Origin of the sequence: Streptomyces sp. NPDC053560 (genome assembly GCF_044544605.1) — a bacterium.
Lineage (GTDB): Bacteria > Actinomycetota > Actinomycetes > Streptomycetales > Streptomycetaceae > Streptomyces.
Genome location: NZ_JBITXI010000008.1, coordinates 433893 through 456827 on the forward strand (window position 1 = coordinate 433893; position 22935 = coordinate 456827).

A 22935-nucleotide genomic window follows, 5' to 3' on the forward strand; every position below is an offset into this window, starting at 1 on the left:
GGCGTGGCGGTTCTCACGCAGCGGCGTACCGCCGTGCGGCGGGGCAATGGGGGTGTGTCGAAGACGTGGTGACCTGCAGTGGCATGCTGGACGACCGGCTTTCCCGTACGACACGAGAGGTTCCGCATGAGGGTGGATCGCGACGACGTCGCGCTCGATGACCCGGTGGGCGCGTCGCTCCGCGGTCACCACGCCCACCTGGCCCGCCGCCTCGGCCGGGCCGCCACCTACCTGCCGGGCGTCGCGACCTTCTCCGCGGTCTCCGCCGATGCGGACGACACGGCATGGGCCGACCTCGCCCAGTTGCTGGGCCCGGGGCAGTTCGCCGACATGTTCAGCTGCCCGGCCACCCCGCCGCCAGACTGGGAGCCGGTCTTCTCGCTCGAAGGCCGCCAGCTGATCTGGTCCGGCGGCACCGGCCCGAGCAGCCATGCGGCCGAAGCCGAGAACGGTGTGGTGGAACTGGACGAAGGCAGCATGCCCGAGATGCTCGACCTCGTCGAGCGGACCCAGCCGGGACCCTTTCGGCCGCGCACCAACGAACTCGGCACCTACCTCGGCATCCGCGACAAGGGCGGCACGTTGGTGGCGATGGCAGGTGAGCGACTGCACCCGCCGGGACACACCGAGATCAGTGCGGTGTGCACCGCCCCGGAGGCCCGCGGGCGGGGACACGCCGCCCGGTTGATCAGCGCGCTCGTCGCGCGCATCGTGGCGCGCGACGAACGCCCCTTCCTGCATGCGGTCGAGACGAACACCGGCGCCATCGCCCTCTACGAACGGCTCGGCTTCGAGACCCGCACCCACGTCACCTTCCGCGGGTACCGCACTCCGTAACTCCGCTATTTCCTCGGGCGCTCCCTCGGCATCGTCACCGGGCGGTCGTGTCTGAGCTCGTCGAAGAGCCTGCGGGACTGTTTCTCGTCCCACTTGATGACGCTGCCCTTGGACGTGGGGATGCCGATCCCGGAGACGGGGACGTTGATCTGCTTTCCCTTGCCGCCGGAGACGCTCTGTACCGCGCGGAACAGCGTCGTGAGGTCCCGCAGGCCCGTGTCCTTGTCGACGATGAGGGTGTCCAGGCCCGCGTTCACGGTCGGATAGATCTCGGACGGGTCGAAGACGGTGCCGGGCTCGGCGGCCTGGTGGGCGAGGGAGGAGAGGAACTTCTGCTGGTTCTTCGTGCGTCCCAGGTCGCCCTCGGCTTCCTGGTGCCGCTGGCGGACGAACGCGAGTGCCTGCTTGCCACTGAGGGTCTGGCAGCCCTTCTTGAGGTCGGCGCCGGACTTCTTGTCCTTGATGCCGCGCTCCAGGCACATCCGTACGCCACCGACGGCATCGACGATGTTCACGAAGCCGGCGAAGCCGATCTCCGCGTAGTGGTCGATCCGCAGCCCGGTGTTGTACTCGATGGTCCGGGTGAGGAGCCGGGGCCCGCCGTAGGAGAACGCGGCGTTCAGCTTGTTCCCGGTGGGCCCCGAGGTCTTGCCCGTGGCCGGGTTGGTGTGACCGGGCACGGTGACCCAGGAGTCGCGGGGGAGGCTGACCATGCTGGTGCCGTGGGCGCCGGTGTGCAGCACGATCATCGAGTCCGTACGGCGGCCGCCGCCTCCGCCCGCGTGCAGGTCTTTGATGTCGCCCTGCGAGAGCCCGTCGCGGCTGTCGGAGCCGACGATGAGGTAGTTGGTGCCCTTGCCGCGCGGCGGGCGGTCCCCGTACGAGTCGAGGTCGACGTCGCGGTTGAGCTTGGTGTCGGCCCAGCCGTACGTGCCGACGGCACCCGCGAGGACGGCGGCGACGAGGCCGAGCACGGCACGCACCAGCCGGCGCCGCTTCTTGGGTTTGCGGGCGTGGGCGCGCCGCGGCCCGTAGTGGGAGGAGGGGCGGGCGGCGTAATCCTCCATCGATGCGGCGGTCACTTCGTCTGTCACGTCATCGGTCATTTGGTCAACAGGCTTCCGTTCGGGGGCTCCGCCCGCAGGAAGGGGTCGGCGGTGCCGGCGCGGTGCATGCTGTGCCACTTCAGCCGGGTGCCGAGCAGCGCGGTGATCACCGACTGGATGACCACGAGGTACAGCAGCTGCCGGTAGACGAAGAGCTGAAGCGGCAGCGTCCACATCGCGCTCAGCTTCTCCCGGTCCAGCCGCAGTGCGTACCCGGCGGTGATCATCTGTATGACGAGGCAGCCGAGCCAGACGAGGACCGCCTGCGTCGGGTCCCGGAAGAGCACGCCGTACAGCGCGAACACGTCCACCACGGGTGCGAACAGTGGCAGCAGGATCTGGAACAGGCAGAGGTAGGAGAGCGCCCGGCGGCCGAACCGCCCGGCCGGCCCCATCTCGAAGACCGAGTGCCGGTGCTTCCACATGGACTGGAGCGTGCCGTAGCACCACCGGTAGCGCTGCCGCCACAGCTGTCCGAGCGAGCCGGGCACCTCCGTCCAGGCGACGGCCGACTGCTCGTAGACGACGCGCCAGCCGGCCCGCCACAGCGACATCGTGAGGTCGGTGTCCTCGGCCAGGGTGTCATCGCTGACACCGCCGATGCCCATCAGTGCGTCCCTGCGGAAGGCACCGATGGCGCCCGGCACGGTCGGCATGCACTCCAGGACCTCGAACATCCGTCGGTCGAGGTTGAAGCCGATGACGTACTCCAGGTGTTGCCATCTGCCGAGCAGCCGACGGCGGTTGCCGACCTTGGTGTTGCCGCTGACCGCGCCGACCGCCGGGTGCGCGAGCGGCTGGACGAGCCGGGCCAGTGCCTCCGGCTCGAAGACGGTGTCGGCGTCGACCATCACGACGATGTCGTGCCGGGTGTACGCGAGTCCGGTGTTGAGGGCGCGGGGCTTGCCGCCGTTGGGCTGCCGGACCACCATCACGCGGGGGTCGTCGATGCTCTCGGCGATCGCCGCCGTGTTGTCCGTCGAACCGTCGTCAATGACGATGATCTGCAGCTGGGGGTGGCTGGAGGCCAGCAGCGAGTGGACGGTGGCGGCTATGCCCGCCTCCTCGTTGTACGCGGGCACCAGCACCGTCACCGGTTCGGTCACGGCCCTCAGCAGCGGTGTGCCGGGCCGGAAGTGGTCCAGTCGCCGTACGTGGGCGCGGGCGAAGAGGACGAGCATGAGCAGCCGCAGCACGCTGAGGGCGCCCGCGACACCGAGAGCCCAGGCCATCACGGTGGTGAACGTGTGCCCGAGGTCCTGCGCCCGGATCAGCCCCTGGCCCGCCAGCCGCTGTGTGAGAGAGGCCTGCGCGTGCTGGAACGGACGGCCGAGCCCGCCGGTGACGGTGGTGAACCGCTGCACGCTCCGGTCCCGCAGCAGTGCCTCCGCCTCACGGTAGCCCAGCTCCGTCTGGCTGTACTGCCGCACCACTCCCCGCCACGGTTTCCGTGACTTGTAGTCGGCGGCCACCAGCAAGTAGCCCTGCTCGGCCGCCCGTTGGGCAGCCGACCACTCGGCGCCGCAGAGGGTGTCGGCCCTGGTGGTGTGCGGCAGCCGCAGCAGCCGGGTGTTGACGCCCGCCGTGCCCGCCAGCGCGGTCTGCGTGAGGGACAGCTCCATACGGGCGCGCAACGGTGAGGCGGCACCGAGATCGCCGCCGGTGTAGGTGTACGAGCCGATCTCGTGCCCCTCGTCGACGATCCGCTTCACCAGCCCCGGGTAGCGGGCCACGCGCGAGCCGTAGACGAAGAACGTGGCCTTCACGCGGTACTTGCGCAGCAGGCCGAGCACGCGCGGCGTCCACTCCGGGTCGGGACCCCCGTCGAAGGTGAGCGCCGCGGTGCCGGCCGGCATGCGCGCCGTCTCGATCCGGTCGTCGCCGAGCCGGAGCACCGGGCTCCCGTTGTCCGCCTCGCGCGGGATGGGCGTGCTGCACGGGCGCTTCGAGCGCGCCGCGTCGACTTCGTGCGTGGTCCACCCCTCGAAGGCGACGGCCGTGATGACCACGGTGAGGACGAGCAGCAGCAGCGCCCAGTGCCCGCGCGGGGGCCGGCGCATCGCGTGCCGGCTCACCTCTCAGCGCCCCCGTGCGAGGCTCCGCCCCCGGCTCTGGCGGGTGGTGGGGTACGGCCGTGCCGGGGGCCGGAGCGCTCGGCGGAGTCCGGCACGCGGGGGGTGTCGATGTGTTGCGCTCTGCCGGGGTCCGTACCGGGTTTCCCGGCGGCCGGACGGGCGGGGCCGGCCGGCCGCGGACCGGTGGTACTGGACGGCAGCGGGCCCTTCGTACTGGGCGGTTGTGACCCGACGGGCTGCCACAGCCCGCCGATGAGCATGCCGACGAGCGCCAGGTATCCGACGCATGCGCAGCCGACGGCGACCGCCAGGAGGCGCGAGAGCCTTCGGCGCCAGCCTGAATTGTCGATGAACACCGGGTGATGCGACTGTCCCTCGCGGCGTGAGAGGTGTGTCATGAGAGGGGCACGCCGCGCAGGTATGCCCACCCCGTCCTCCTCCGCGTGCGAGGGATGGGGGAAGCCCTCGATTTCCGGCGTATGTGTGATGTGGGGAGCGCCTCGCACTCGGTTCTCCTGATCTGCGGCCGCGCGCACGGGGCCCTGTGTCGTGGGGGTGCCGGGCCGAGGCCCGGTGTGCACTGGGACGCGGTACGCCGAGATGCGGGGAAAGAGCCGAACTTTACGGAACCATCCCCGGAAGTGCGCATGTGGCAGTGGCCTTCCCCGCAGGCCGGGAAGGCCACGTGTGTACGCGTTTCGGCGCGCTCGGCGGCAACGTCCAGTGGCTATTCGCTGATGGCGCCTTCCACGACGCGTCTGGCGCGGTGACATCCGGCGAAGGGCGCGCGGACCGCGCTCCGGGCTTCGGCGGTTGCCGCAGGTTTGGAGATGTGGGGGGTGGTGCCTCGCACTGGGTGCTCCTCGTTCCCGGCCGCGGGTGCGGCCGTACGCGTGGGGGTCCCGGGCCGTATCGCACCCGGGTCGTACTGGAACGGGCATGCGCCTTATGCAACCAGGCGCACACCTGCGCCCGACGGTGCCAGTAAAAGGCCTGCTGGGGGAGGGGGAGCAGCAGAGTGTTACCGCAGCTTTACCTCTGCCGCACCCACCCCGCGTGCCACCCGTCCCCTTTCCGCCCCCGTCTCACCGTTTCGGCCGAGATTACGGGTAGGCGGCCCTCACTCGGGTGCGTACGGTTTGCCGTTGCTGGCGGAGACACTGATGGACCGCGTGGTGCCGTCGCTGTCGATCTCGATGATGGGGATGGCCTTGCGCTGGGGGCTGCCATTGTTCTGCAGCGAGATCCAGCCGCTCGCTCCGGGGACCGCGTTGGCGCCGTTGATGGTCCTCAGCATCTGCACGACGGCATCGCGCTCGATCGCCTGGTCGGAGTTCTCCAGGTGGACGGACTTCCTGATGGTCGCGACGGCCGTGAGCACCGCGTCGTAGCCCATGATGGCCTGGCCGTCGTCGAGCGTGTCGTCCTTGAACGTCTCGGTGAACTTCCCGCCTTCCTGGAAGGGGACGATGGCGTTCTTGTCGAAGATCTGCGGAGCCTTGTCCCAGGCTCCGGGGTGGGCGAGGCCGGTGAAGAGAAGCCTGATGTTGCCGTTCCGCAACGCCTGCTTGACGTCGTCAAAGCCCTCCGACTGCGCTGCCTGTGACACATCGTCACCCGACAGGACCGTGATTTTCCGGTCGGACTTGCAGCGGCGGTTGGCGAGCGGTGCGAGGAAGTCCGGCAGGTCCCGGCCGCGGCCGGCGAAGTAGACGACGCCGGGCGGATCCAGGCACAGGTTGGGCATCTGGTTGTTGAAGTAGGTGGCGAGCTGGGACTTGGCGGAGTTGTACTGCATCGGTTCCGGAAAGGCGAGCCGGTCCTTGGGGAGTTCGGCGCCGAACCGTGAGGCGAGCGTCTTGGTGTAGAGGTCGTTCTTGTTGGCGTCCTGGACGATGAGCACCTTGTCCTTGCGGTGCTCCTTGGTGAGGAATTCAACGGCAGCCGCCGCCTCATCGGCGTTCGGCGCGGCCACCCGTACCAGTCCGTCGTTCTTCTCCAGCTCGTCGGCGGTGATGACGGAGCCGAACGCCGCGATGTCGAGGTCGTTGAGCTTGGAGATCATCGCGTTGGTGCCGGTGAGGCTGGTGCCGAGGCCGGCGGCTGCGACGATCCGGTCGGGGCCCCGGCGTGCCTTGATCCGGTCGAGGGTGTAGTCGCGCTGCGCCTTCTCGGTCCCGGTGTCGCCGAGGAGCAGTCTGATCTGGGGTGTCTGGCCGTGACCGCGCCCGTGATTCACCTCGTACTGTGCGGTGTACGCGCCTTCCACCTCATGGCGGATGGACTCGGTGGTGTTGCTGTCCCCTCTGACCGCTTTCATGCTCAGGAGGTACACGATGCTGACGTACGGCCTGCCGTTTCGCTTGGCGGCCTCGTCGGTGACCCGCCGGTTCTCCTTCTCGATGAGGTCGTAGACATGGCGCAGGTCCTTGGTGAACGGATAGCTGCCGTCGGTGAGGCCCACACAGCGTGTGCCGCCGGCCGCCTCGATGCGTTTCACGTTCTCGGCGCAGTCGGTGGATTCCGGCTGTACGAGCCAGGTGATGCCACCGCCGACGAGAAGCAGGGCGGCGATGACGGCGGCGACGTAACGCCACCGGGGAATGGGGACATCGTCGTCGGGCCGGTCCAGTGCGTGCGGCGTCGCCATCGTGCTGTCGCCTCCTGTCGGCGGGGAACGCGGTCAGGGCCGCGGTTCGTACCTCTCGGCTTCTCTGAGGAGGCCGGCGGCACTGCTGTGGGGCAGCGCGGTGAGCCTGTGGAACATCGCCGCGATGGTGGAGTTGAGTTCGGGCGTGGAGTTGGCGACCCGGTTGCGGGGGTCGGCGGCCAGCCACAGGGCTGTCACGAGCATGGTGAGCGACCAGTGCTCGTCCAGCGCCGCGGGTGCCAGCCGTCTGGCCAGGTCGCGTACCCGGTCGGAGGGTGTGGGCTCCCGTTCGCCGCGTGGCCGGGGAGGTTCCGGGAGGCGCATGGGCGCCGCGGTGATGGCGTACAGCTCGTACAGCCACTGGTCGGTTCCGGTCAGCGCCCTGAACTGTCCGGCGAGGTGGGCAACGACCTTGTTGAGGTCGTTCAGGGCGAGGGAGTGGTAGAGGGCGTCGAGCCGGTGCTGCTGCGTTTGCGGCTCGCGCCGGTGCCAGTCGCGCAGGGCCGTGTGCGTGGTGGTCCAGCCGGACGGCCCGTCGGGTTCGTGCCGGCCCAGGGCCTGGAGGAGCACCAGCCGCAGCCAGGGATGGAGCACGGCCTCCGGCCTGTTCTCCGGCCGCTCCCGGCAGTGCTCCAGGTAGCCGCTGCCCTGGCCGCCGCGCGTGTTGGCGTCCTCGGGGACCGGGGGAATCAGCCAGAGCCGCCCGTCGATGTCCCTGCGCAGCGTGTCCTTGGTGAGCTGGTCGTACTCCTCCAGAATGCCGGCGTCGACAGCCGATTCAAACGCGCGCGCGGCGGAGCAGACCACAAGCGCGGACCGCTGTCCCTCGGACAGATCGCGCAGGAGGTACCGGCGCGCGGCTTCGTCCAGGGCCACCGACTCGTCCGGACCCAGGCGATCCGCGGTGTCCGTGGAGTCCTCCGGCGCATCCGGAGCCGGCGGGGAGTGTTCCAGGATGTGGCGCAGCTCGGCGGCCCCGCCACCGCGCTCGACCACGATCGCGTACGTGGCGTCGAGCAGGGCCCGCGCGCTCCACGGATGCCCGTAGGACAGGCGGTGGATCAGCGGGGTCGCGTGGACCACCGCGGACGCCGCCTGCTCGGCCAGCGTGGTGACCTCCGGCTCGGTGAGGTCGCGCAACTGCACCGGATACCAATGCCACTTGGTGGTGTAGGCGGGTTGCGGAACGCTCTGCTTCCAGTCGGCGTACGAGGCCTCCTCCGGGGTACGGATGCGCAGCTCGGCCGGGAAGTCGGGGGCGTAGGGTCCGGGCACACTGCGGGCGTTGGCCGCGGTCGCGACGACGAGCAGCGGATCGTGGCCCCGGCTCGTTGACGCGTTGGCCTCACGGATGCGTACCAGGAGGTCGAGGAACTTCCGGCCCTGTGTCGCGTCGATGTTGTCCAGCAGTACGACGCACTCCCTGTCGCGCGGATGCCGGGCATAGTGATCACGGAGATCCTCCAGGAAGGCTCCGCACAGCAGCCGGTCGACCTCCTCGACATCGGCCGCTGCCTCGCTCCTGGCCAGCTCGTTCAGCTTCATCAGCGCGTCGACCGGCCGGTTCGGGCTGTCGGCGTACCAGGTCAGCCCGGTACGCCACATCATGGTGACGGGGAGCCTCGGGAGGCCGAACTGGACGAGTTTCAGCACCAGGTTGAGGCCGGGCAGCTGGAGGACGTTGAGGTCCTGGAGGAGAGTGACGCCCTCGATGACCCCGTTGGCCCTCTCGTACGCCTCCGTGCTCTCCTTCGCCTGGCGCAGTGCCCGCTTGAGTTCGGCCCGCACGCGCCGCGAGTCCGCACTGTCGAGGGTGATTTCGGCACGCGCGACGAGAAGCCCGAGTGCCAGCCGCGGGAAGTGGACCGCCGGCTGCCGGGGGAGTCGGTAGGACAGACCGAGGGCGAGCCGTGCCGCCACTTCGTGCGGCCTCTTGGGCACGGCCGAGGCGAAGTCGTAGAACGCGTTGGGTCGGTTGGACGCCAGGTATCCGAGCCATTTGAGGCTGGTGGTCTTGCCGCTGCCGCGTCTGCCGAGCAGCGTGATGACCGGTAACTCCCGGGCACTCTCCTGGCGTGTCCGGCACTCCTGGAACAGCCGGACGACATCCTTGATCCCCTGCGGATGTTCTCTCGGTACGGCCAACCCGTCGACCTCCCCCGCTGCGCCTTCTGCAGGCCCTGAGACCCTTTACCCCTCCACGCTGCTCTCCTACCCCTCGGGCCCCTCCTCGCCGTTCCTCACCGGTTCAGCCCCTGTGCCCGTCGCGTACCGCATCTACGTGCGCATGCCATCGTCGCGCCAAGTCGGGCGCGGCGAGGGGAGGGTGATGTTTTTGTAATCAACCTCGCGGGCGGGGCGGCGCCACGTATTCGCGGGCGGGGTGGTGCCGCGTACGGGGCGGACCCGTGTCCTACGGAGCGTCGGCGCTGAGGGCGGCACGGAGGCGTTCGTCGGCCATGCGCATGATGCTCGGCCATGGCCTGTTCCGCCGCTTCGGGGTCGCGCTTGCGTACCCGCCCCGATGAAGGCCTGCGCGCTGTGGCCCGCTTCCCGCATGTGCTGGAGGTTCTCCTCCACAGCCGGGCCACGTCCTCGTCGGAGGCGCGCCCAGCGGCCAGCCGCGCCGAGACGCTCTCCATGTACGCCCGCACCCTCGACCCGGCCGCCGCCTAGGCCGGCCTGCCATACGCCCGCGACGACGTGCGATGTTGACGATCAAGGAAATCAAGCGCTGACACGGGGCTGACGGGGGCTGGAGCAGGCGCGGCGGCTCGCGCTGTGAGCCGCCGCATCGGGCCCGTGGCGGGGCCGGGGCGGTGTGGATGCCACCGGACCCGCCCCGCCACGGGCCGTTCTCGTGTCAGGCGCGGCTGGCCTTGAGCATGTCCTCGCGCTCCACGACCTTGATCCGCTCGCGGCCGGTCGGCTCGCCGAGCGACCGCTCGTGGGCGTCCAAGTGGTGCCAGCCCTCCCAGGTGGTGTAACGCACGGAGCGTTCCTTCAGGAGCCGAACGATCGCCTCGGGGTCCGGCGCCTCGGGCTCGGGCAGCCGGCCCGCGGCGTGGTCGGACAGGAACGACGCCACGGTCTCGTTGGCGTCGCCCTTGGTGTGGCCGATCAGGCCGACCGGGCCGCGCTTGATCCAGCCGGTGACGTAGATCGAGGTGAGCGGGGCGCCGGCGCCGTCGATGACCCGTCCGGCCTCGTGCGGCACGGTGCCGGAGACGGCGTCGAAGGGCAGCTTGGGCAGCTCGTCGGAGAGGTAGCCCACCGCCCGGTAGATGCCCTGCAGGTCCCAGTCACGGAACTTCCCGGTGCCGCGGACGTTGCCGGTGCCATCCAGCTCCGTACGCTCGGTCCGCAGCCCCACCACACGGCCGTCCTCGCCGAGGATCTCCACGGGCGACTCGAAGAAGTGCAGGTGGAGGCGGTGCGGCCGGTCTCCGGGGTCGCGGATGGCCCACTTCTCCAGGGTGGAGGCGACCATGTCGGCCTGCTTGTTGTTGCGCCGGGTGGCTATGGACCCGTCGTCGTACTCGATGTCCTCGGGGGCGACGATGACCTCGATGTTCGGCGAGTGATCGAGCTCACGCAGCTCCATCGGGCTGAACTTGGCCTGGGCCGGACCGCGCCGGCCGAAGACGTGGACCTCGCGCGCCTGGTTGGCGGCCAGGCCGTCGTAGACGTTCTGCGGGATCTCCGTGGGCAGCAGCTCGTCGGCAGTCTTGGCCAGGACGCGGGCGACGTCGAGCGCGACGTTGCCGACGCCCAGCACGGCGACCTTCTCCGCGTGCAGCGGCCAGGTACGCGGCACGTCGGGGTGGCCGTCGTACCAGGAGACGAAGTCGGCCGCGCCGTACGAACCGTCCAGCTCGATGCCGGGAATCTTCAGGTCGCGGTCGGCGCTGGCACCGGTGGAGAAGATCACCGCGTCGTAGAAGCGGCGCAGGTCCTCGAGCGTCAGCTCGTCCGGGTAGGAGACATTGCCGAAGAGACGGATCTGCGGCTTGTCGAGGACCTTGTGCAGCGCGGTGACGATGCCCTTGATCCGGGGGTGGTCGGGCGCGACACCGTAGCGGATCAGGCCGAAGGGCGCGGGCATCCGCTCAAACAGGTCGATGGACACGCCCGGGTCGAGGGCGGCGTCGGACTTCAGCAGAGCGTCGGCGGCGTAGATGCCGGCAGGGCCGGCGCCTACGACGGCCACCCGGATGGGGCGTGGCATGGAACGGGACTCCTTCATACAGCGGAGGCGGCGAGGCACACAGGTAGTACTTAGGTAACCCTAACTTACAATGATCCCAAATCCATACACGGGTCCCAGTCCTTGAGAAGCAACCCGTCCGGGGGTGCGGTGGTCTTACGGGGCGTCTTACTCGCACCGCCGCGCACGCCAGGCAATCCACGTACGCCACACTCACGGGAAGGGCGCAGTCATGGAGATCGACCCCGGCCTCTGTCTGGACGTTCCGGAGGGCTTCGACGACTCGGATGAAGAGAGCCAGGTGCACCCGATGGCCAGAAAACTCTTCCCCGTCGCCACTGCCGCGGAGGCATTCCGGCAGGCCCATGAGTGGGTGAAGGAGAACAACGTCCACCTGGTCGACGTCTCATGGAAGCACGTCGAAGGCGAGCCCTACCGCTACGAGCTGTGCGTCTACTTCACGTTCGAGCTGGAGCCCCCGGAGCCCGTCTGACGCATCCGGGGGTCGGAGTCGGCGACGTGCGCCATCGAACCCTTCCAAGCCGGCGAAATCGATGGCGGCGAAGTAGTCGTGGACGTCGAGCATCCCGCCACCGACCGCCGCCGACAGCCACCCGGCACGGACACACGGAAACGGACACCGACTCCGACACCGGCACCGGTCTGGGCCCAAGTGCGCGGTTCGTGCGGCTCTATGCGTTGGTCGACGGTGCGGGTTCCCGGCGATGCTCCAGCCAGGTGCGGCTCAGGTCATTCCAGATCGCCTGATACTGCTCGAAGATCCCACTGAGCTGCTCGAAGGTGAGCTCGTCGGCGGCCGTCGACGCCATGAGGTATTCGAGCTCATCGGCAAGCCGCTGGAACCGGTACTGCGCTTCCTCCATCAGAACCCACCGGGAGCGCCAATTGAAGAACGGTTCGACGGCTCCCAGCAGCGTCACCAGCGCCACGCACGCCAGGGCCAGGCCGGCCCACGTGTTGAGATCCTGCAGACCCAGGATGACGGTGGACGCGGCGGACAGTACGAGCGTCGCCACCTTGGTGACGGAGGCACTTCGACTGAACCGCTTCTTCTTGCCGCGGGCGTAGCCGTTGCCCTGGCGAATCTTGTCCAGCAGGAAGGCTGCTGCCTCCCGCGGGCTGGGACCGCCTCCTGGTCCACTGTCCGGCTGCACTCCGCCCCCCCCAAGCTCCGTCGCCGCCTCGACCCACGATAGCCCCCCGGCAACAGAAGGTGATCAACGTAATCAAGGCGGCCAGCAAGGCGGCCAACGGGGTTGGGTCACATGCATTTGTGCTCGCGTGGGGCAGTATGAGCCAGATGCACTCTTCCGTGGAGCCGGAGCGGACGCCCGATGGCCGGTACATCGTGGTGGGCGGCCGGCGATGGCGGGCGACCGACCCGGCGATTCCCGAGGATGTCGCCGCCGACTTGCGCCGTCACCTCATGGCGGCCCGGCGTGCGGTAGCCGCATCGCGCCGGGACGAGGACCCGGAGGCCGAGGCGCTGGCCCGAAGCCGGGTGCACACGGCAAAGGTAGCGCTCGGCGAACGCGGCACCCCTTGGTGGGAGCAGTCCCTCGCCGAGCGGCGCCGACGCTGGGAAGCCGGTGCCGCCGAACTCGATGCCGATCGGTCGGACGGCCGGTCGGACGACTAGGTGCCACCCTTTCGCCAATTATGGCACTGCTTGGCGCCATGGTGGCGCCGCGCGGCGCCATCGCGTGCCCTCCGCAGTGCTCGGTGGTGCGTGGCGTCACTATGGCCCGCGCCAAGTACCAAGCGTTCTCGCAGGTCAGGATGGGTTTTATTGGAGCCCTTCCGTGCGCGATGCCGCCCGGCCTTGCGTATGGCGCCATAGTGGTGCCATCATGACGTCATGGACCTCACGCCGTATGTCGACACCCTTCGCCGCGAACTCGCGGTGGCCGCCGAGGCCGGCGGGGAAGAAGCCCGCGAGCTGGCCGAGCGGCTCACCGCTCCGCTGGAGTCGGCGTCCCGTCTGACGATGCTCAATGTGCTCTCCGCCGCGATGGACGAGATCACCCGCGAACTCGCCCCCGGCTCCGTCGACGTACGGCTCCGCGGGCTCGACCCCGACTTCGTGGTGACGCCGCCGCCTGTCGAGGGCAGCCCCGCGGAAGCGGCCGCCGAGCCCGTCGAATCGCTCAAGGCGCCGGTGCCCGCAGACGGCGACGAGGGCGGCACCGCCCGCGTCAATCTGCGTCTGCCGGCCCACCTCAAGACGCGCGCCGAGGAGGCCGCGAGCCGCGAGGGCCTGTCGGTCAATGCCTGGCTGGTGCGTGCCGTGTCGGCCGCGGTCGACGGCGGCGCGACGCGACCGCGTACGACGCAAAAGACCCACACCATCGGACAGAGCATCACGGGCTGGGTGCGCTAGCCGCACGCCCGAGCCTGCAGCACCACTTCACCACTTCACCCACCACGTCCCACCAGCGGGGACGATCCAAGGACTCATGAGGACGGTACAGCCATGCCTTCTTTCGACACTCCCGAACCGATTTCGGCCACCGCCCACGTCGAAGCCGGTTCCATCCGGTTTACCGCCGGCGACCGTCCCGACACCGTCGTCGAGGTGCGGCCGCGCGATGCCAAGCGGGACCAGGACGTACGGGCGGCGGACCAGACCGAGGTCACGTACGCGAGCGGCGTACTGACCGTCAAAACACCCAAGCAGCGCTATCTCTTCGGCCGTACCGGCGCCGTCGACGTGACTGTCGAGCTGCCCACGGGCTCGCGTGTCGAGATGACCGGCGCTTGGGCGCAGGTGCTCGGTGAGGGCCGGCTCGGTGAGGTCCACGTGAAGACCTCGTCCGGTGATGTCCGCCTCGACACGACCGGACCGCTCCGGCTGACCGCCTCGCACGGCTCGATCACCGTCGACCGGATCGAGGGCGCGGCCGAGATCACCACCAGCTCCGGCAGTCTGCGCGTCGGCAGCGTCGACGGTTCCGCCGTCCTGAAGAACTCGCACGGCACCACGACCGTAGGCGCCGCGACCGGCCATCTGCGGGTGAGTGGCGCGCACGGTGACATCGATATCGCGCGCGCCGAGTCGTCGGTCGTCGCCACCACCGCCCACGGCACCGTGCGCGTCGGCGACGTCGCCCGCGGCACCGTGCAACTGGAGACCTCCTACGGTGCCATCGAGGTCGGCATCCGCGAGGGCACCGCCGCCTGGCTCGACGTCAGCTCCGGCTCCGGGCAGGTACGCAACACCCTCGCCGCCGCGGAGACCCCCGAGAAGACCGAGGACACCGTCGAGGTCCGCGCCCGTACCCGCCACGGCAACATCGACGTGCTGCGCGCCCGGGGCTGAGCACCCGTACCGGCCCGCGCTCACCCCTTCGCACAGCCCCATTCCCGGCCCCAGTCACGCAGTCCCAGTCACAGTCGCTTCGGCCTTCGAACGGGAGGGCTCCATGCCTTCTTCTGTCATGCCCACATCAAGTGAGAACGGTGCTCCGCGGTCCCCGTCGACCGCCGCCGTTTCCGCCACCGGCCTGCGCAAGTCGTACGGCGACAAGACGGTGCTCGACGGCATCGACCTGCACATCCCGGCAGGCTCCGTCTTCGCGCTGCTCGGCCCGAACGGCGCCGGCAAGACCACCACCGTGCAGATCCTGTCCACACTCATCGCCGCCGACAGCGGCCAGGCCCAGGTCGCCGGGCACGACGTCGCTGCCTCGCCCACCGGGGTGCGCGCCGCGATCGGCGTCACCGGGCAGTTCGCCGCGCTCGACGACATGCTCACCGCCGAGGAGAACCTGCTCCTCATGGCCGACCTGCTGCGGCTCGGCAAGCGCGAGGGAAGGAAGCGCGCGAAGGAACTGCTGGAGCGGTTCGGCATCGCGGACGTCGCGGGCAACCGGGCCGCTACCTTCTCCGGCGGTATGCGGCGCCGGCTCGACATCGCCATGACGCTGGTCGGCGACCCGCAGGTGATCTTCTTGGACGAGCCGACGACCGGGCTCGACCCGCGCAGCCGCCGTACCATGTGGGAGACCGTACGCTCGCTGGTCGCGGGCGGTGTCACCGTCTTCCTCACCACCCAATACCTCGAAGAGGCCGACCAGTTGGCGGACCGGATCGCCGTGCTCGACGGCGGCCGGATCGTCGCCGAGGGCACCGCCGACGAGCTCAAGGCGCAGATCCCCGGCAGCCACGTACGCCTGCGGTTCAACGAGACGGACGAATACGAGCGGGCGGCCGCCGCCTTCCCCGGCGCGGCCCGTGACGACGAGGAACTCGCCCTGCGCATCGCCGGCGACGGCGACCTCGCCGCCCTGCGTACCCTCTTCGACCGGCTCGACAGCGCTGGCGTGCGCGCCGCGGACTTCTCCGTGCACACCCCCGACCTCGACGACGTGTTCCTCGCCCTGACCGGCGACGGCAGCACCGGTGCCGCCCTTCATGCCAAGGAGACCCTGCGATGAGCACCCTCACCTACGCCGTGCACGACTCGATGACGATGCTGCGGCGCAACATCAAGCACGCGCTCCGCTACCCGGCCGTGTCGCTGGGCCCGGCCATGATGCCCATCCTGATGCTGCTGCTCTTCGTGTACGCCTTCGGGGACTCGATCGGCGCCGGGCTCCCCGGCAATGGCGGCCGGTCGGCGTACCTGGAGTACCTGACGCCCGGCGTCATCATCATGGGCGTGGCCGCCGGGGCCATGTCGACCTCGATAGCGGTCTGTCAGGACATGACCGAGGGCATCATCAACCGGTTCCGCACCATGAACATCACGCGCTCGTCGTTCATGACGGGCCATGTCGTCGGCAGCGTCCTCACCACCCTGGTGGGCCTGGTCCTGGTCGTTGCCGTGGCCGTCGCGCTCGGCTTCCGACCGGACGCGTCCCCGGCCGAGTGGCTGGCGGCGGCCGGCCTGATCGCGGCCATCGCGTTCGCCGTGGCCTGGCTGTCGGCGGCGCTCGGCCTCATCTCCAAGACGGTCGAATCCGCGAGCAACAAGCCGCTCCTCATCCAGTTCCTGCCGTTCCTCGGCTCCGCCTTCGTACCGGCCGGGTCGATGGCCCCGGGCCTGCGCTGGTTCGCCGAGAACCAGCCCTTCACGCCGATGACCGAGACCCTGCGTGGCCTGCTGACCGGGTCGGCGGTGGGCAACGACGGCTGGATCTCGCTCGCCTGGTGCGCCGGCATCGCCGTGGTCGGCTACGTCTGGTCGCGCTCCCTCTTCAACAGCACCGCCAAGCGTTAGCACCACCGAGCGTCAGCACCACCAAGCGTGGAAGCCGCACCTTCCATCGGCTCCCCGGAGTGGCTCCGGGCCCTGCCCGGCACTCGATATCGGTCCGCTCGCGTCATCGGTCCGCTCGCGTCATCGGCCCCGCCTCCCGCAGAACGGGAGCGGGGCCGATCGCTGTCCGCGTAGTGGGTCAGCGCAGGTCGCGGGAGACCAGCACGCCGCACATCACGGGGTCGCTCTGGCAGCCGGCCGTACCCACGGCGAACACGCCCTTCGTGCCGGGGACGCCGCGGATGCCGAGCCCCGTGGACATCTCACTGTGCTCGGTCACGTCGGCGGGCAGGGTCTCGGTCGTCCACTCCGTAGCGGTCCAACGGGAGAGCACCGAATGCGGGTTGCCGCCGGACCAGCCCGCGATCCACAGCCGCCCGGCGCCGTCCACGTCGGCGGCGTTCACCTCGTCGACGGGCAGCGCGTCCAGCGACTGCCAGCCGCTGCCGGTCCAGCGGGTGGCCATGGCGTCCCAGTGCTGCAGCACGAGCGGGGCGGAGGCGTCACCGTACGAGGAGCCGACCACCCATGCGTCGTCGGGCGCCGAGGCGGACACCTTCTCCCACTGCGCGGGCTTGCTCTCGGTGGCGGCGGCGACGTCCGTCCACTTCTTGCCGTTCCAGTGCTTGATCGCGGGGGCCGGACCCTCGGCGCCGTCGGTCGTACGGCCCACCGCCCACACGTCCTTGGCACCGGTGGAGGCGACGTCCCAGAACTCCCGTGAGACGGTCTCGCCCAGCGGCAGTTGCAGCTTCCATGGGGTGGTGGCGCGGGCTGCCGGGCCGGAGGCGGTGTCGTACGCGGAGCCGTACGCCGTACCGGTACTGGTTGTGGCCCCGGCCGCAGTGCCGGTTGCGGCGCTCGCGTGGGCACTGGCTGGGCCGAGCGCGACTGCGCACACCGCGATCGCGGAGACCGCCACTGCTGTGCTCAGCCGTCTCCGGCCGGGGCGGGACTCGGACCGTCCTGCGGTGCTTGGTGGCGGTGCCGGCCATGGTGCTGCTCCCTCTGTCGGTATCGGGTTCTCAGAAGGAAGTGGCCGCTGCCCGCTGATTCTTACCGCCGGGAATCACCCGACCGCTGTCAAGGTCGTGGGAGCCGTCAGCGGAGTCGTCGTCCGTGCTGGTGAAAGCCCTCGGAAGAGGGCGCAGGGCGAAGGCGCCGAGTGCGGCATGGAGTACGGCTGCGATGACGGCGGCGGCATGCAGGCCGGTGACGAAGGCCGACTTCGCATCGCCGATCACCGCGGGCGTGAGGCCAGGGGCCTGCAACGTTTCGTTGAGGGTGCCCGCGACGTCGGGTCCCTGGAGCCGGAAGATCAGGGCCGCCAGCGAGCCCAGGAGTGCGATGCCAAGGGCGTTGCCGATCTCGTTGCTGGTCTCGGCGATCGCTGCAGCGGACCCGGCTCGCTCCGCGGGGACCGCGGCGACGGCGGTGTCGGCGACGACGCTGAACGAGATGCCATAGCCGACGCCGGCGATGACGGTGGACGCCACGTACCAGCCGATGCCGCCGGCGACGCCGGCGGCCGGCAGCAGGAGCAGACCTGCGGCAATGAAGAAGTGGCAGGTGATGAGCGCAGCCCGGGTGCCGATACGCACCACCAGCCCCGGTGTGACGATGCAGGTGATGGTCAGCACGGCGGCGCCGGGCAGTGCGACGAGAGCCGCGTCCAGGACGGTCAGCCCGAGGACGGACTGGAGGTAGATGCCGCCGAGGTACGCCACTGCCGACCATGCGGCCAGCGGCAGCAGTCCGGTGATGGCAGCGATCGTGAACACCCGGTCGCGGAAGAGCCGGAAGTCGATCAGCGGGTGTTCTAGGCGGAGTTGTCGCCGGACGAACCACCACAGCATGACGATGCCGACGGTGCCCGTGGCCATCGGAAGCGCCGTCAGTCCTTCCGCGGCGGTGTGCTTGATCGCGTAGACGGTCAGCAGGATGCCCGTAGCGGAGAGCGCAACGCTCAGGACGTCGATGCGGCCGGCCCGGGTGGCACGTACCTCGCGGAGCAGGGCCGGGGCCAGCAGCAGGAACAGTGCCACGACGGGGAGATTGATGAGGAAGACCGACCCCCACCAGAAGCTGTTCAGCAGCTGTCCACCGATGACCGGGCCGATCGCGAACCCGGCGGCAAAGGTGGCTGCGAAGATGCCGACCGCCTTCGAGCGCTGGCGCGGGTCGGTGAACAGTTCGCTGAGTACCGCCAGCGCCGACGGCAGCAGCGTGGCACCGGCCACGCCCATCAGCGCCCGGAAGGCGATCAGCGCTTCCGGCCCTGGTGCGAACGCCGCTCCCGCCGAGGCCGCGCCGAACACCGCCGCCCCGGTCATCAGCAGCTTCAGCCGGCCGTACCGGTCGCCGATGTTCCCGAACGCGACGAGCAGCGAGCCGACGGCGAAGCCGTAGGCGTCCAGGATCCACAACGCCTGGTCGGCAGTCGGCGACAGCGCTTCGGAGACCTTGGGCATCGCGAGGAACAGCACCGAACCGTCCATCGCCACCAGCAGGACCGGGCCGAGTACCACCAGCAGCCCGAGCCACGCCCGCAGACCCGGTGAGTGCGATGCCGGTGGGTGTGAAAACGGGGAGTGCAAAACCGGTGAGTGAGGTGAGTGGGAAGCACGCTTTGCCTTCATGCCCCCGACGGTGCGGCACCGTCCGACCGCCGGCCATCCCCGTGGCGTGGGTACACCTCTCAGGGGCACCCGGAATCCGGCCGGGGCGCCTACGCTCGCGGTCATGGAGCTGGAGAGCCTCGGGGCCTACCTCAAGAACCGTCGCGACCGGGTCACCCCTGCCGACGTCGGACTGCGCACGTACGGAACGACTCGCCGCGTACCGGGCCTGCGTCGCGAGGAGCTCGCGCAGCTCGCCGGCGTGAGCGCCGGCTACTACACGCGGCTGGAGCAGGGCCAGTCCTGTACCGCTTCCCAACAGGTCCTCGACGCGCTCGCCGGCGTGCTCCAGCTCGATGCGGTGGAGACAACCCATCTGCACAACCTCGCCCGCCGGGCCACCACCTCACGCCTGGTCCGCCCCCGCCCCGAAAAGCCGCACCGACGAGTGCTGGCGCTGCTGGCGTCCCTGGGGGAGGCCACGCCGGCCGTCGTGCTCGGCCGCCGTGGGGACGTGCTCGCCTGGAATCGCACCGGGCATGCACTCGTCGCGGAACACACCGACTTCGATGCGCCCCAGGATCCCGCGCGACGCCCGTCCGTCCCTCGGATGTTCTTCCTCGACGCCCTCACCCGCGACCTGTACAGCAACTGGGCTGAACTGGCCCGCATACATGTCGCGTACCTGCGGCTCACCGCGGGCAGGCACCCCACCGACGCCCGGTTGGCGGAGCTGATCGGTGAACTCGCCATGCGCAGCCCCGACTTCGCCAAGCTGTGGGCAAAAGGCGATGTCGCGGACTGCACCGTGGGCACCATGCGTCTGCAGCACCCGACCGTCGGTGGGGTCGACATCGACTATCAAGTGTGGCTCCAGCCCGAAAGCCCCGACCACCGGCTGGAGGTCTACACACCGAACGACACCACCTCGGCCGACGCGCTACGACTGCTGGCAGGCCAAGTCGCCGATCGGCACCGGCCTGAGGCCGAGGCCGCCGCCTCCGACGTCGCCCCCGACCGGTTCTGAAGTGCTCAGTTGGGTGTCTTGAGCTGCCGGTCCGTCCACTCCGCCTTGACGGTCGCGTTGTAGTTCACCGGAGTGCCCGCCGCGAGTCCCGCCTCGGTGGCCTTCGCGGACGGCTTGGTCAGCATATCCTGGTCCGACAGCAGGGCGCCCGTATCCGGATTCACGATCAACTCCGACCGTACGGAACCGTAACCGGGCCGGTCGGTCGCGGGCAGGGCGAAGCCGGCGCCCTGGCGGCCCAGCGGGTCGGTCACCTCGCCGAGGGACCGGATGCCCGGCAGGTCCGCGATGACGCGGTACGCGGCGGCCCGGACGCCGGGCTCGACCGGCAGGCTGATCAGGTTGGCCGCCTGCCGCCACATCCACTCCGTACGGCCGGAAGTCCCGCTTCCGGAGTCCTCCTCGTACATCCGCGCCAGCAGGTCCTTCAGCTTCGCCGTGTCAGCGGGGAGCTTCCGCAGGTCCTCATAGGTCACATTGCGGGAGCCGAGTGCGGCGATCCGGCAGCCGTGGTCGATCCGGTCCACTGTCGGCTGCTTCTCGGCCCCCGTCTCCATACGCAGACCGAGCTTGCCGCCCGGCCCGGAGTCCGCCAGTGTCGGTTCCTTGGGCTACCAGGTCGTCACGGACGACGGCTCGCTAAAGGCAGCGAAGCCCGGCAAGCCACTGCTGGGACTGTTCGCGCCGGGCAACGTACCGACCGAGTGGACAGGTAAGGCCGCGTCCGTCGGCGGCACTGACCCGCTCCTCGGCGTCACCAACCGGATCGACCTCTTCGCCGCCGTCCGCGAGGCGCTGCGTCTCCGCTGACTCGCGAGGGCGCCCGGCCGTTGCGGAACGGCCGGGCGCCCTTACACATGCTCCTGGCGGAGGAGGATCGCATCTGCCCCCGGAAGCGCCGCCCTGGCAAAGGTGCAGGTCAGAGGCTCTTTAACGAGGATGACAACGGTCACCGGTACAGCCTTTGCGAATCTGTCCCACGTGCGCTTCACTGCCGGTGAATCGGGCCACCGGATCGAGGGGGAACGCATGACGAACAGACCGCATGGTCACGACCACGGGGCGGGTGGACACGCCTCGCATGCGCACGGAGTGGCCGCGGACGCGGACCGTCGATGGCTGGCGATCGCTCTCACACTGATCACTTCGTTCATGGCGATCGAGGTCGTCGTCGGCATCGTCGCCGGCTCGCTCGCGCTCATCTCGGACGCCGCCCATATGCTCACCGACGCGATATCCATCGTGCTGGCACTCGTGGCGATGCGGCTGTCCGCCCGGCCGGCCCGCGGCGGTTTCACATACGGACTCAAGCGCGCCGAGATTCTCTCCGCGCAGGTCAACGGTCTCACGCTGCTGTTGCTCGGTGCGTGGCTCGCGTACGAGGCCGTGGAGCGGCTCCTCACCCCGCCCGAGGTGGCAGGCGGATTGATGTTCTACACCGCACTCGCGGGCATCGTGGTGAACATCCTGGCCGCCTGGTGCATCTCCAAGGCCAACCGCACCTCCCTCAATGTCGAGGGCGCCTACCAGCACATTCTCAACGACCTGTTCGCCTTCATCGGTACCGCGGCCGCCGGTCTCGTCGTGCTGCTCACCGGCTTCGTCCAGGCCGACGCCATCGCCACCCTCGTCGTGGTGGCTCTCATGGTGAAGGCCGGGTACGGGCTCGTCCGGGAGTCCGGGCGGATCTTCCTCGAAGCTGCTCCCGTCGACCTCGACCCGGATGCCATCGGGGACCGTCTCGTATCCCTTCGTGAGGTCACCGAGGTGCATGACCTGCACGTGTGGACGATCACCTCCGGCGAGCCCGCCCTGTCCGCACACGTGCTGGTCGCACACGACGCGGACTGCCACACGGTGCGAGAGGACCTGGAGAAGATTCTCCAGGGGGAGTACGGGGTCAGCCACAGCACGCTGCAGGTCGACCACGCGCCTCCCAGCACCCTCGACGTCAGCCGGCACGGTGTTCCGGAGCCCGAGCCGGCGCACTGCGTGGCCGCCCATGGGCCGGTCCACCGCGATGAGGCACATGCCCACTGATAGCTGAGCGCCGGCTTCGCCAAGGGCTCAGCGGAACAGCCGCACATTCCCGAACGTCCCGCCCGTCCGGTGGAGTTACCCGGTGTGCACCTTCTCGTAGAGGTCGCTGGAGTAGTAGTCGGACGGGGCGGGGTTCTCGTCGAGTTGCTTGTTGCGGACGAAGAAGTCGCCGAGCTTCTTCAGCCAGCGGTCGATCTCGCCGCTCTTCGTTTTCGCCACCAGCTCGTCGGTGGAGAGCGTCTCGACGTGTGAGGCGTCGGCCTTCGCCTGCTCCTTGCTGACGTGCAGCATCTTGGCTGTGAGGGTCAGCGTCTCGGCCGGGTGCTGCTTGCGCCAGTCGTTGGCCTGCTGCAGCACCTTGATCACCTTGGTGTTCTTCGACTCCGGCACCTTGTTCCCTGCGACGAAGGCGGTCGGGAAGATGTCCCCGGTGTCCTTGGTGCTGGCCACCTCCTCCGTCTTCGGGACCTTCTTCTTGATGGTGTCGATGGCAGGGTAGAAGATCCCGGCGCCGTCGATCTTCCCGGAGGTGAAGGAGGACACGACGGTGGACGGATCCATGGCGATCTTCTGGATGTCCTTCGTGGTCATCCCGGCCTTCGCCAGCGCGATGTTCAGGATCATGTCGCCGGAGGTGCCCTCGGGCACCCCGACCCGCTTGCCCTTCAGGTCCTTCATCGTCTTGATCCCCGGCTGGGCGATGACACGGTCGGCGTAGGTGAAGGTGTCGATCGCGATGACCTTTGCCTTGCCCGAGGCGGGCAGCCACATCGCGCCCGGACCGATGTAGCCGTAGTCGAGGTCGCCGGAGCCGAGCGCCTGGATCTGCACCGGTCCGTTGTTGAAGACCTTCGTGCGCGCGGTCAGGCCCTGCTTCTTCCACAGCCCCTGCTGCTCGGCGATGGCCAGCAGACTCGCGCCGTTGTAGTCGCCTATGTAACCGAAGTTGACGGTGCGGTCATCGTCGGAAGCGCTGCTGGAGCACGCGTTCATGGCGACGGTGAGGACCGTGACGGAGAAGAGCGCCGACAGGGTGCGGCGCAGAGTGCTTCCGGGCATGACGAAGGTCCTATCGGAGGGGGAGGGGAGGGGAA

Annotated in this window: 20 protein-coding genes and 1 pseudogene; 11 read left to right on the top strand and 10 right to left on the bottom strand. The window is 69.4% G+C overall.

What is annotated here, in order from left to right; translation table 11 throughout:
• Window positions 1–126: 126 nt before the first annotated feature.
• A complete protein-coding gene (locus ACIGQF_RS21780) occupies window positions 127–837 on the top strand; it encodes a GNAT family N-acetyltransferase (RefSeq protein ID WP_399712539.1) in 711 nt (236 codons plus the stop codon).
• Window positions 838–842: 5 nt separating this feature from the next.
• Here the strand turns inward: ACIGQF_RS21780 and ACIGQF_RS21785 are convergent, their stop codons facing one another.
• The 4 genes from ACIGQF_RS21785 to ACIGQF_RS21800 all read right to left on the bottom strand — a co-directional run bounded on the left by ACIGQF_RS21785 (window position 843) and on the right by ACIGQF_RS21800 (window position 8813).
• Window positions 843–1904, bottom strand: coding sequence for an LCP family protein (locus ACIGQF_RS21785; protein ID WP_399712658.1), 1062 nt, complete (start codon window positions 1902–1904; stop codon window positions 843–845).
• 35 nt (window positions 1905–1939) lie between these two features.
• Window positions 1940–4003, bottom strand: a complete 2064-nt coding sequence (locus tag ACIGQF_RS21790) for a bifunctional polysaccharide deacetylase/glycosyltransferase family 2 protein (RefSeq protein ID WP_399712542.1) — start codon at window positions 4001–4003, stop codon at window positions 1940–1942.
• 1135 nt (window positions 4004–5138) lie between these two features.
• Window positions 5139–6668: an ABC transporter substrate-binding protein gene (locus tag ACIGQF_RS21795; protein WP_399712544.1), complete on the bottom strand. Its 1530-nt coding sequence runs from the start codon at window positions 6666–6668 to the stop codon at window positions 5139–5141.
• A gap of 33 nt (window positions 6669–6701) precedes the next feature.
• The gene (locus ACIGQF_RS21800; protein WP_399712547.1) at window positions 6702–8813 is read right to left on the bottom strand and encodes a hypothetical protein; all 2112 of its coding nucleotides are present in this window, start codon (window positions 8811–8813) and stop codon (window positions 6702–6704) included.
• Between the two features lie 333 nt (window positions 8814–9146).
• Between ACIGQF_RS21800 and ACIGQF_RS21805 the strand changes: the two genes are divergently transcribed.
• Window positions 9147–9344, top strand: coding sequence for a hypothetical protein (locus ACIGQF_RS21805; RefSeq protein WP_399712548.1), 198 nt, complete (start codon window positions 9147–9149; stop codon window positions 9342–9344).
• 187 nt (window positions 9345–9531) lie between these two features.
• On the opposite strand, the gene ACIGQF_RS21810 is transcribed toward ACIGQF_RS21805, so the two are convergent.
• Entirely contained in the window at window positions 9532–10896 is a 1365-nt protein-coding gene (locus ACIGQF_RS21810; RefSeq protein ID WP_399712550.1) for an FAD-dependent oxidoreductase, read from the bottom strand.
• A gap of 211 nt (window positions 10897–11107) precedes the next feature.
• Between ACIGQF_RS21810 and ACIGQF_RS21815 the strand changes: the two genes are divergently transcribed.
• Window positions 11108–11368, top strand: a complete 261-nt coding sequence (locus tag ACIGQF_RS21815; protein WP_399712552.1) for a hypothetical protein — start codon at window positions 11108–11110, stop codon at window positions 11366–11368.
• A 199-nt stretch (window positions 11369–11567) separates the two neighbouring features.
• Here the strand turns inward: ACIGQF_RS21815 and ACIGQF_RS21820 are convergent, their stop codons facing one another.
• The gene (locus tag ACIGQF_RS21820) at window positions 11568–12050 is read right to left on the bottom strand and encodes a DUF4231 domain-containing protein (RefSeq protein WP_399712553.1); all 483 of its coding nucleotides are present in this window, start codon (window positions 12048–12050) and stop codon (window positions 11568–11570) included.
• 146 nt (window positions 12051–12196) lie between these two features.
• On the opposite strand from ACIGQF_RS21820, the gene ACIGQF_RS21825 reads away from it, so the two are divergent.
• From ACIGQF_RS21825 to ACIGQF_RS21845, 5 genes are all read left to right on the top strand, one after another.
• Complete coding sequence (locus ACIGQF_RS21825; protein WP_399712556.1) at window positions 12197–12535, top strand: hypothetical protein; 339 nt, start codon at window positions 12197–12199, stop codon at window positions 12533–12535.
• 219 nt (window positions 12536–12754) lie between these two features.
• On the top strand, window positions 12755–13276 hold the full coding sequence (locus ACIGQF_RS21830; protein ID WP_399712559.1) for a hypothetical protein: 522 nt from the start codon (window positions 12755–12757) through the stop codon (window positions 13274–13276).
• A 93-nt stretch (window positions 13277–13369) separates the two neighbouring features.
• The gene (locus tag ACIGQF_RS21835; protein ID WP_399712562.1) at window positions 13370–14215 is read left to right on the top strand and encodes a DUF4097 family beta strand repeat-containing protein; all 846 of its coding nucleotides are present in this window, start codon (window positions 13370–13372) and stop codon (window positions 14213–14215) included.
• Between the two features lie 118 nt (window positions 14216–14333).
• The gene (locus ACIGQF_RS21840) at window positions 14334–15332 is read left to right on the top strand and encodes an ATP-binding cassette domain-containing protein (RefSeq protein WP_399712565.1); all 999 of its coding nucleotides are present in this window, start codon (window positions 14334–14336) and stop codon (window positions 15330–15332) included.
• The gene (locus tag ACIGQF_RS21845; RefSeq protein ID WP_399712568.1) at window positions 15329–16117 is read left to right on the top strand and encodes an ABC transporter permease; all 789 of its coding nucleotides are present in this window, start codon (window positions 15329–15331) and stop codon (window positions 16115–16117) included. Before ACIGQF_RS21840 ends, ACIGQF_RS21845 begins: the two co-directional genes overlap by 4 nt.
• A 178-nt stretch (window positions 16118–16295) precedes the next feature.
• On the opposite strand, the gene ACIGQF_RS21850 is transcribed toward ACIGQF_RS21845, so the two are convergent.
• Window positions 16296–17078: a hypothetical protein gene (locus ACIGQF_RS21850; RefSeq protein WP_399712571.1), complete on the bottom strand. Its 783-nt coding sequence runs from the start codon at window positions 17076–17078 to the stop codon at window positions 16296–16298.
• Between the two features lie 103 nt (window positions 17079–17181).
• Window positions 17182–18684, bottom strand: coding sequence for an MFS transporter (locus ACIGQF_RS21855; protein WP_399712573.1), 1503 nt, complete (start codon window positions 18682–18684; stop codon window positions 17182–17184).
• A 214-nt stretch (window positions 18685–18898) separates the two neighbouring features.
• On the opposite strand from ACIGQF_RS21855, the gene ACIGQF_RS21860 reads away from it, so the two are divergent.
• Window positions 18899–19801, top strand: coding sequence for a helix-turn-helix domain-containing protein (locus ACIGQF_RS21860; RefSeq protein WP_399712576.1), 903 nt, complete (start codon window positions 18899–18901; stop codon window positions 19799–19801).
• Window positions 19802–19806: 5 nt separating this feature from the next.
• Here the strand turns inward: ACIGQF_RS21860 and ACIGQF_RS21865 are convergent, their stop codons facing one another.
• Window positions 19807–20358 carry a CU044_5270 family protein gene (locus ACIGQF_RS21865; RefSeq protein ID WP_399712579.1) on the bottom strand — a complete coding sequence of 184 codons (552 nt, stop codon included), beginning with the start codon at window positions 20356–20358 and terminating at the stop codon, window positions 19807–19809.
• A gap of 49 nt (window positions 20359–20407) precedes the next feature.
• On the opposite strand from ACIGQF_RS21865, the pseudogene ACIGQF_RS21870 reads away from it, so the two are divergent.
• Both ACIGQF_RS21870 and ACIGQF_RS21875 read left to right on the top strand, forming a co-directional pair.
• A pseudogene (locus tag ACIGQF_RS21870) lies at window positions 20408–20563 on the top strand (alkaline phosphatase); the annotation flags it as partial.
• 267 nt (window positions 20564–20830) lie between these two features.
• Entirely contained in the window at window positions 20831–21841 is a 1011-nt protein-coding gene (locus ACIGQF_RS21875; protein WP_399712582.1) for a cation diffusion facilitator family transporter, read from the top strand.
• A gap of 75 nt (window positions 21842–21916) precedes the next feature.
• Here ACIGQF_RS21875 and ACIGQF_RS21880 read toward each other — a convergent pair whose 3' ends face one another.
• The gene (locus tag ACIGQF_RS21880) at window positions 21917–22900 is read right to left on the bottom strand and encodes an aliphatic sulfonate ABC transporter substrate-binding protein (RefSeq protein ID WP_399712585.1); all 984 of its coding nucleotides are present in this window, start codon (window positions 22898–22900) and stop codon (window positions 21917–21919) included.
• Window positions 22901–22935: the final 35 nt, after the last annotated feature.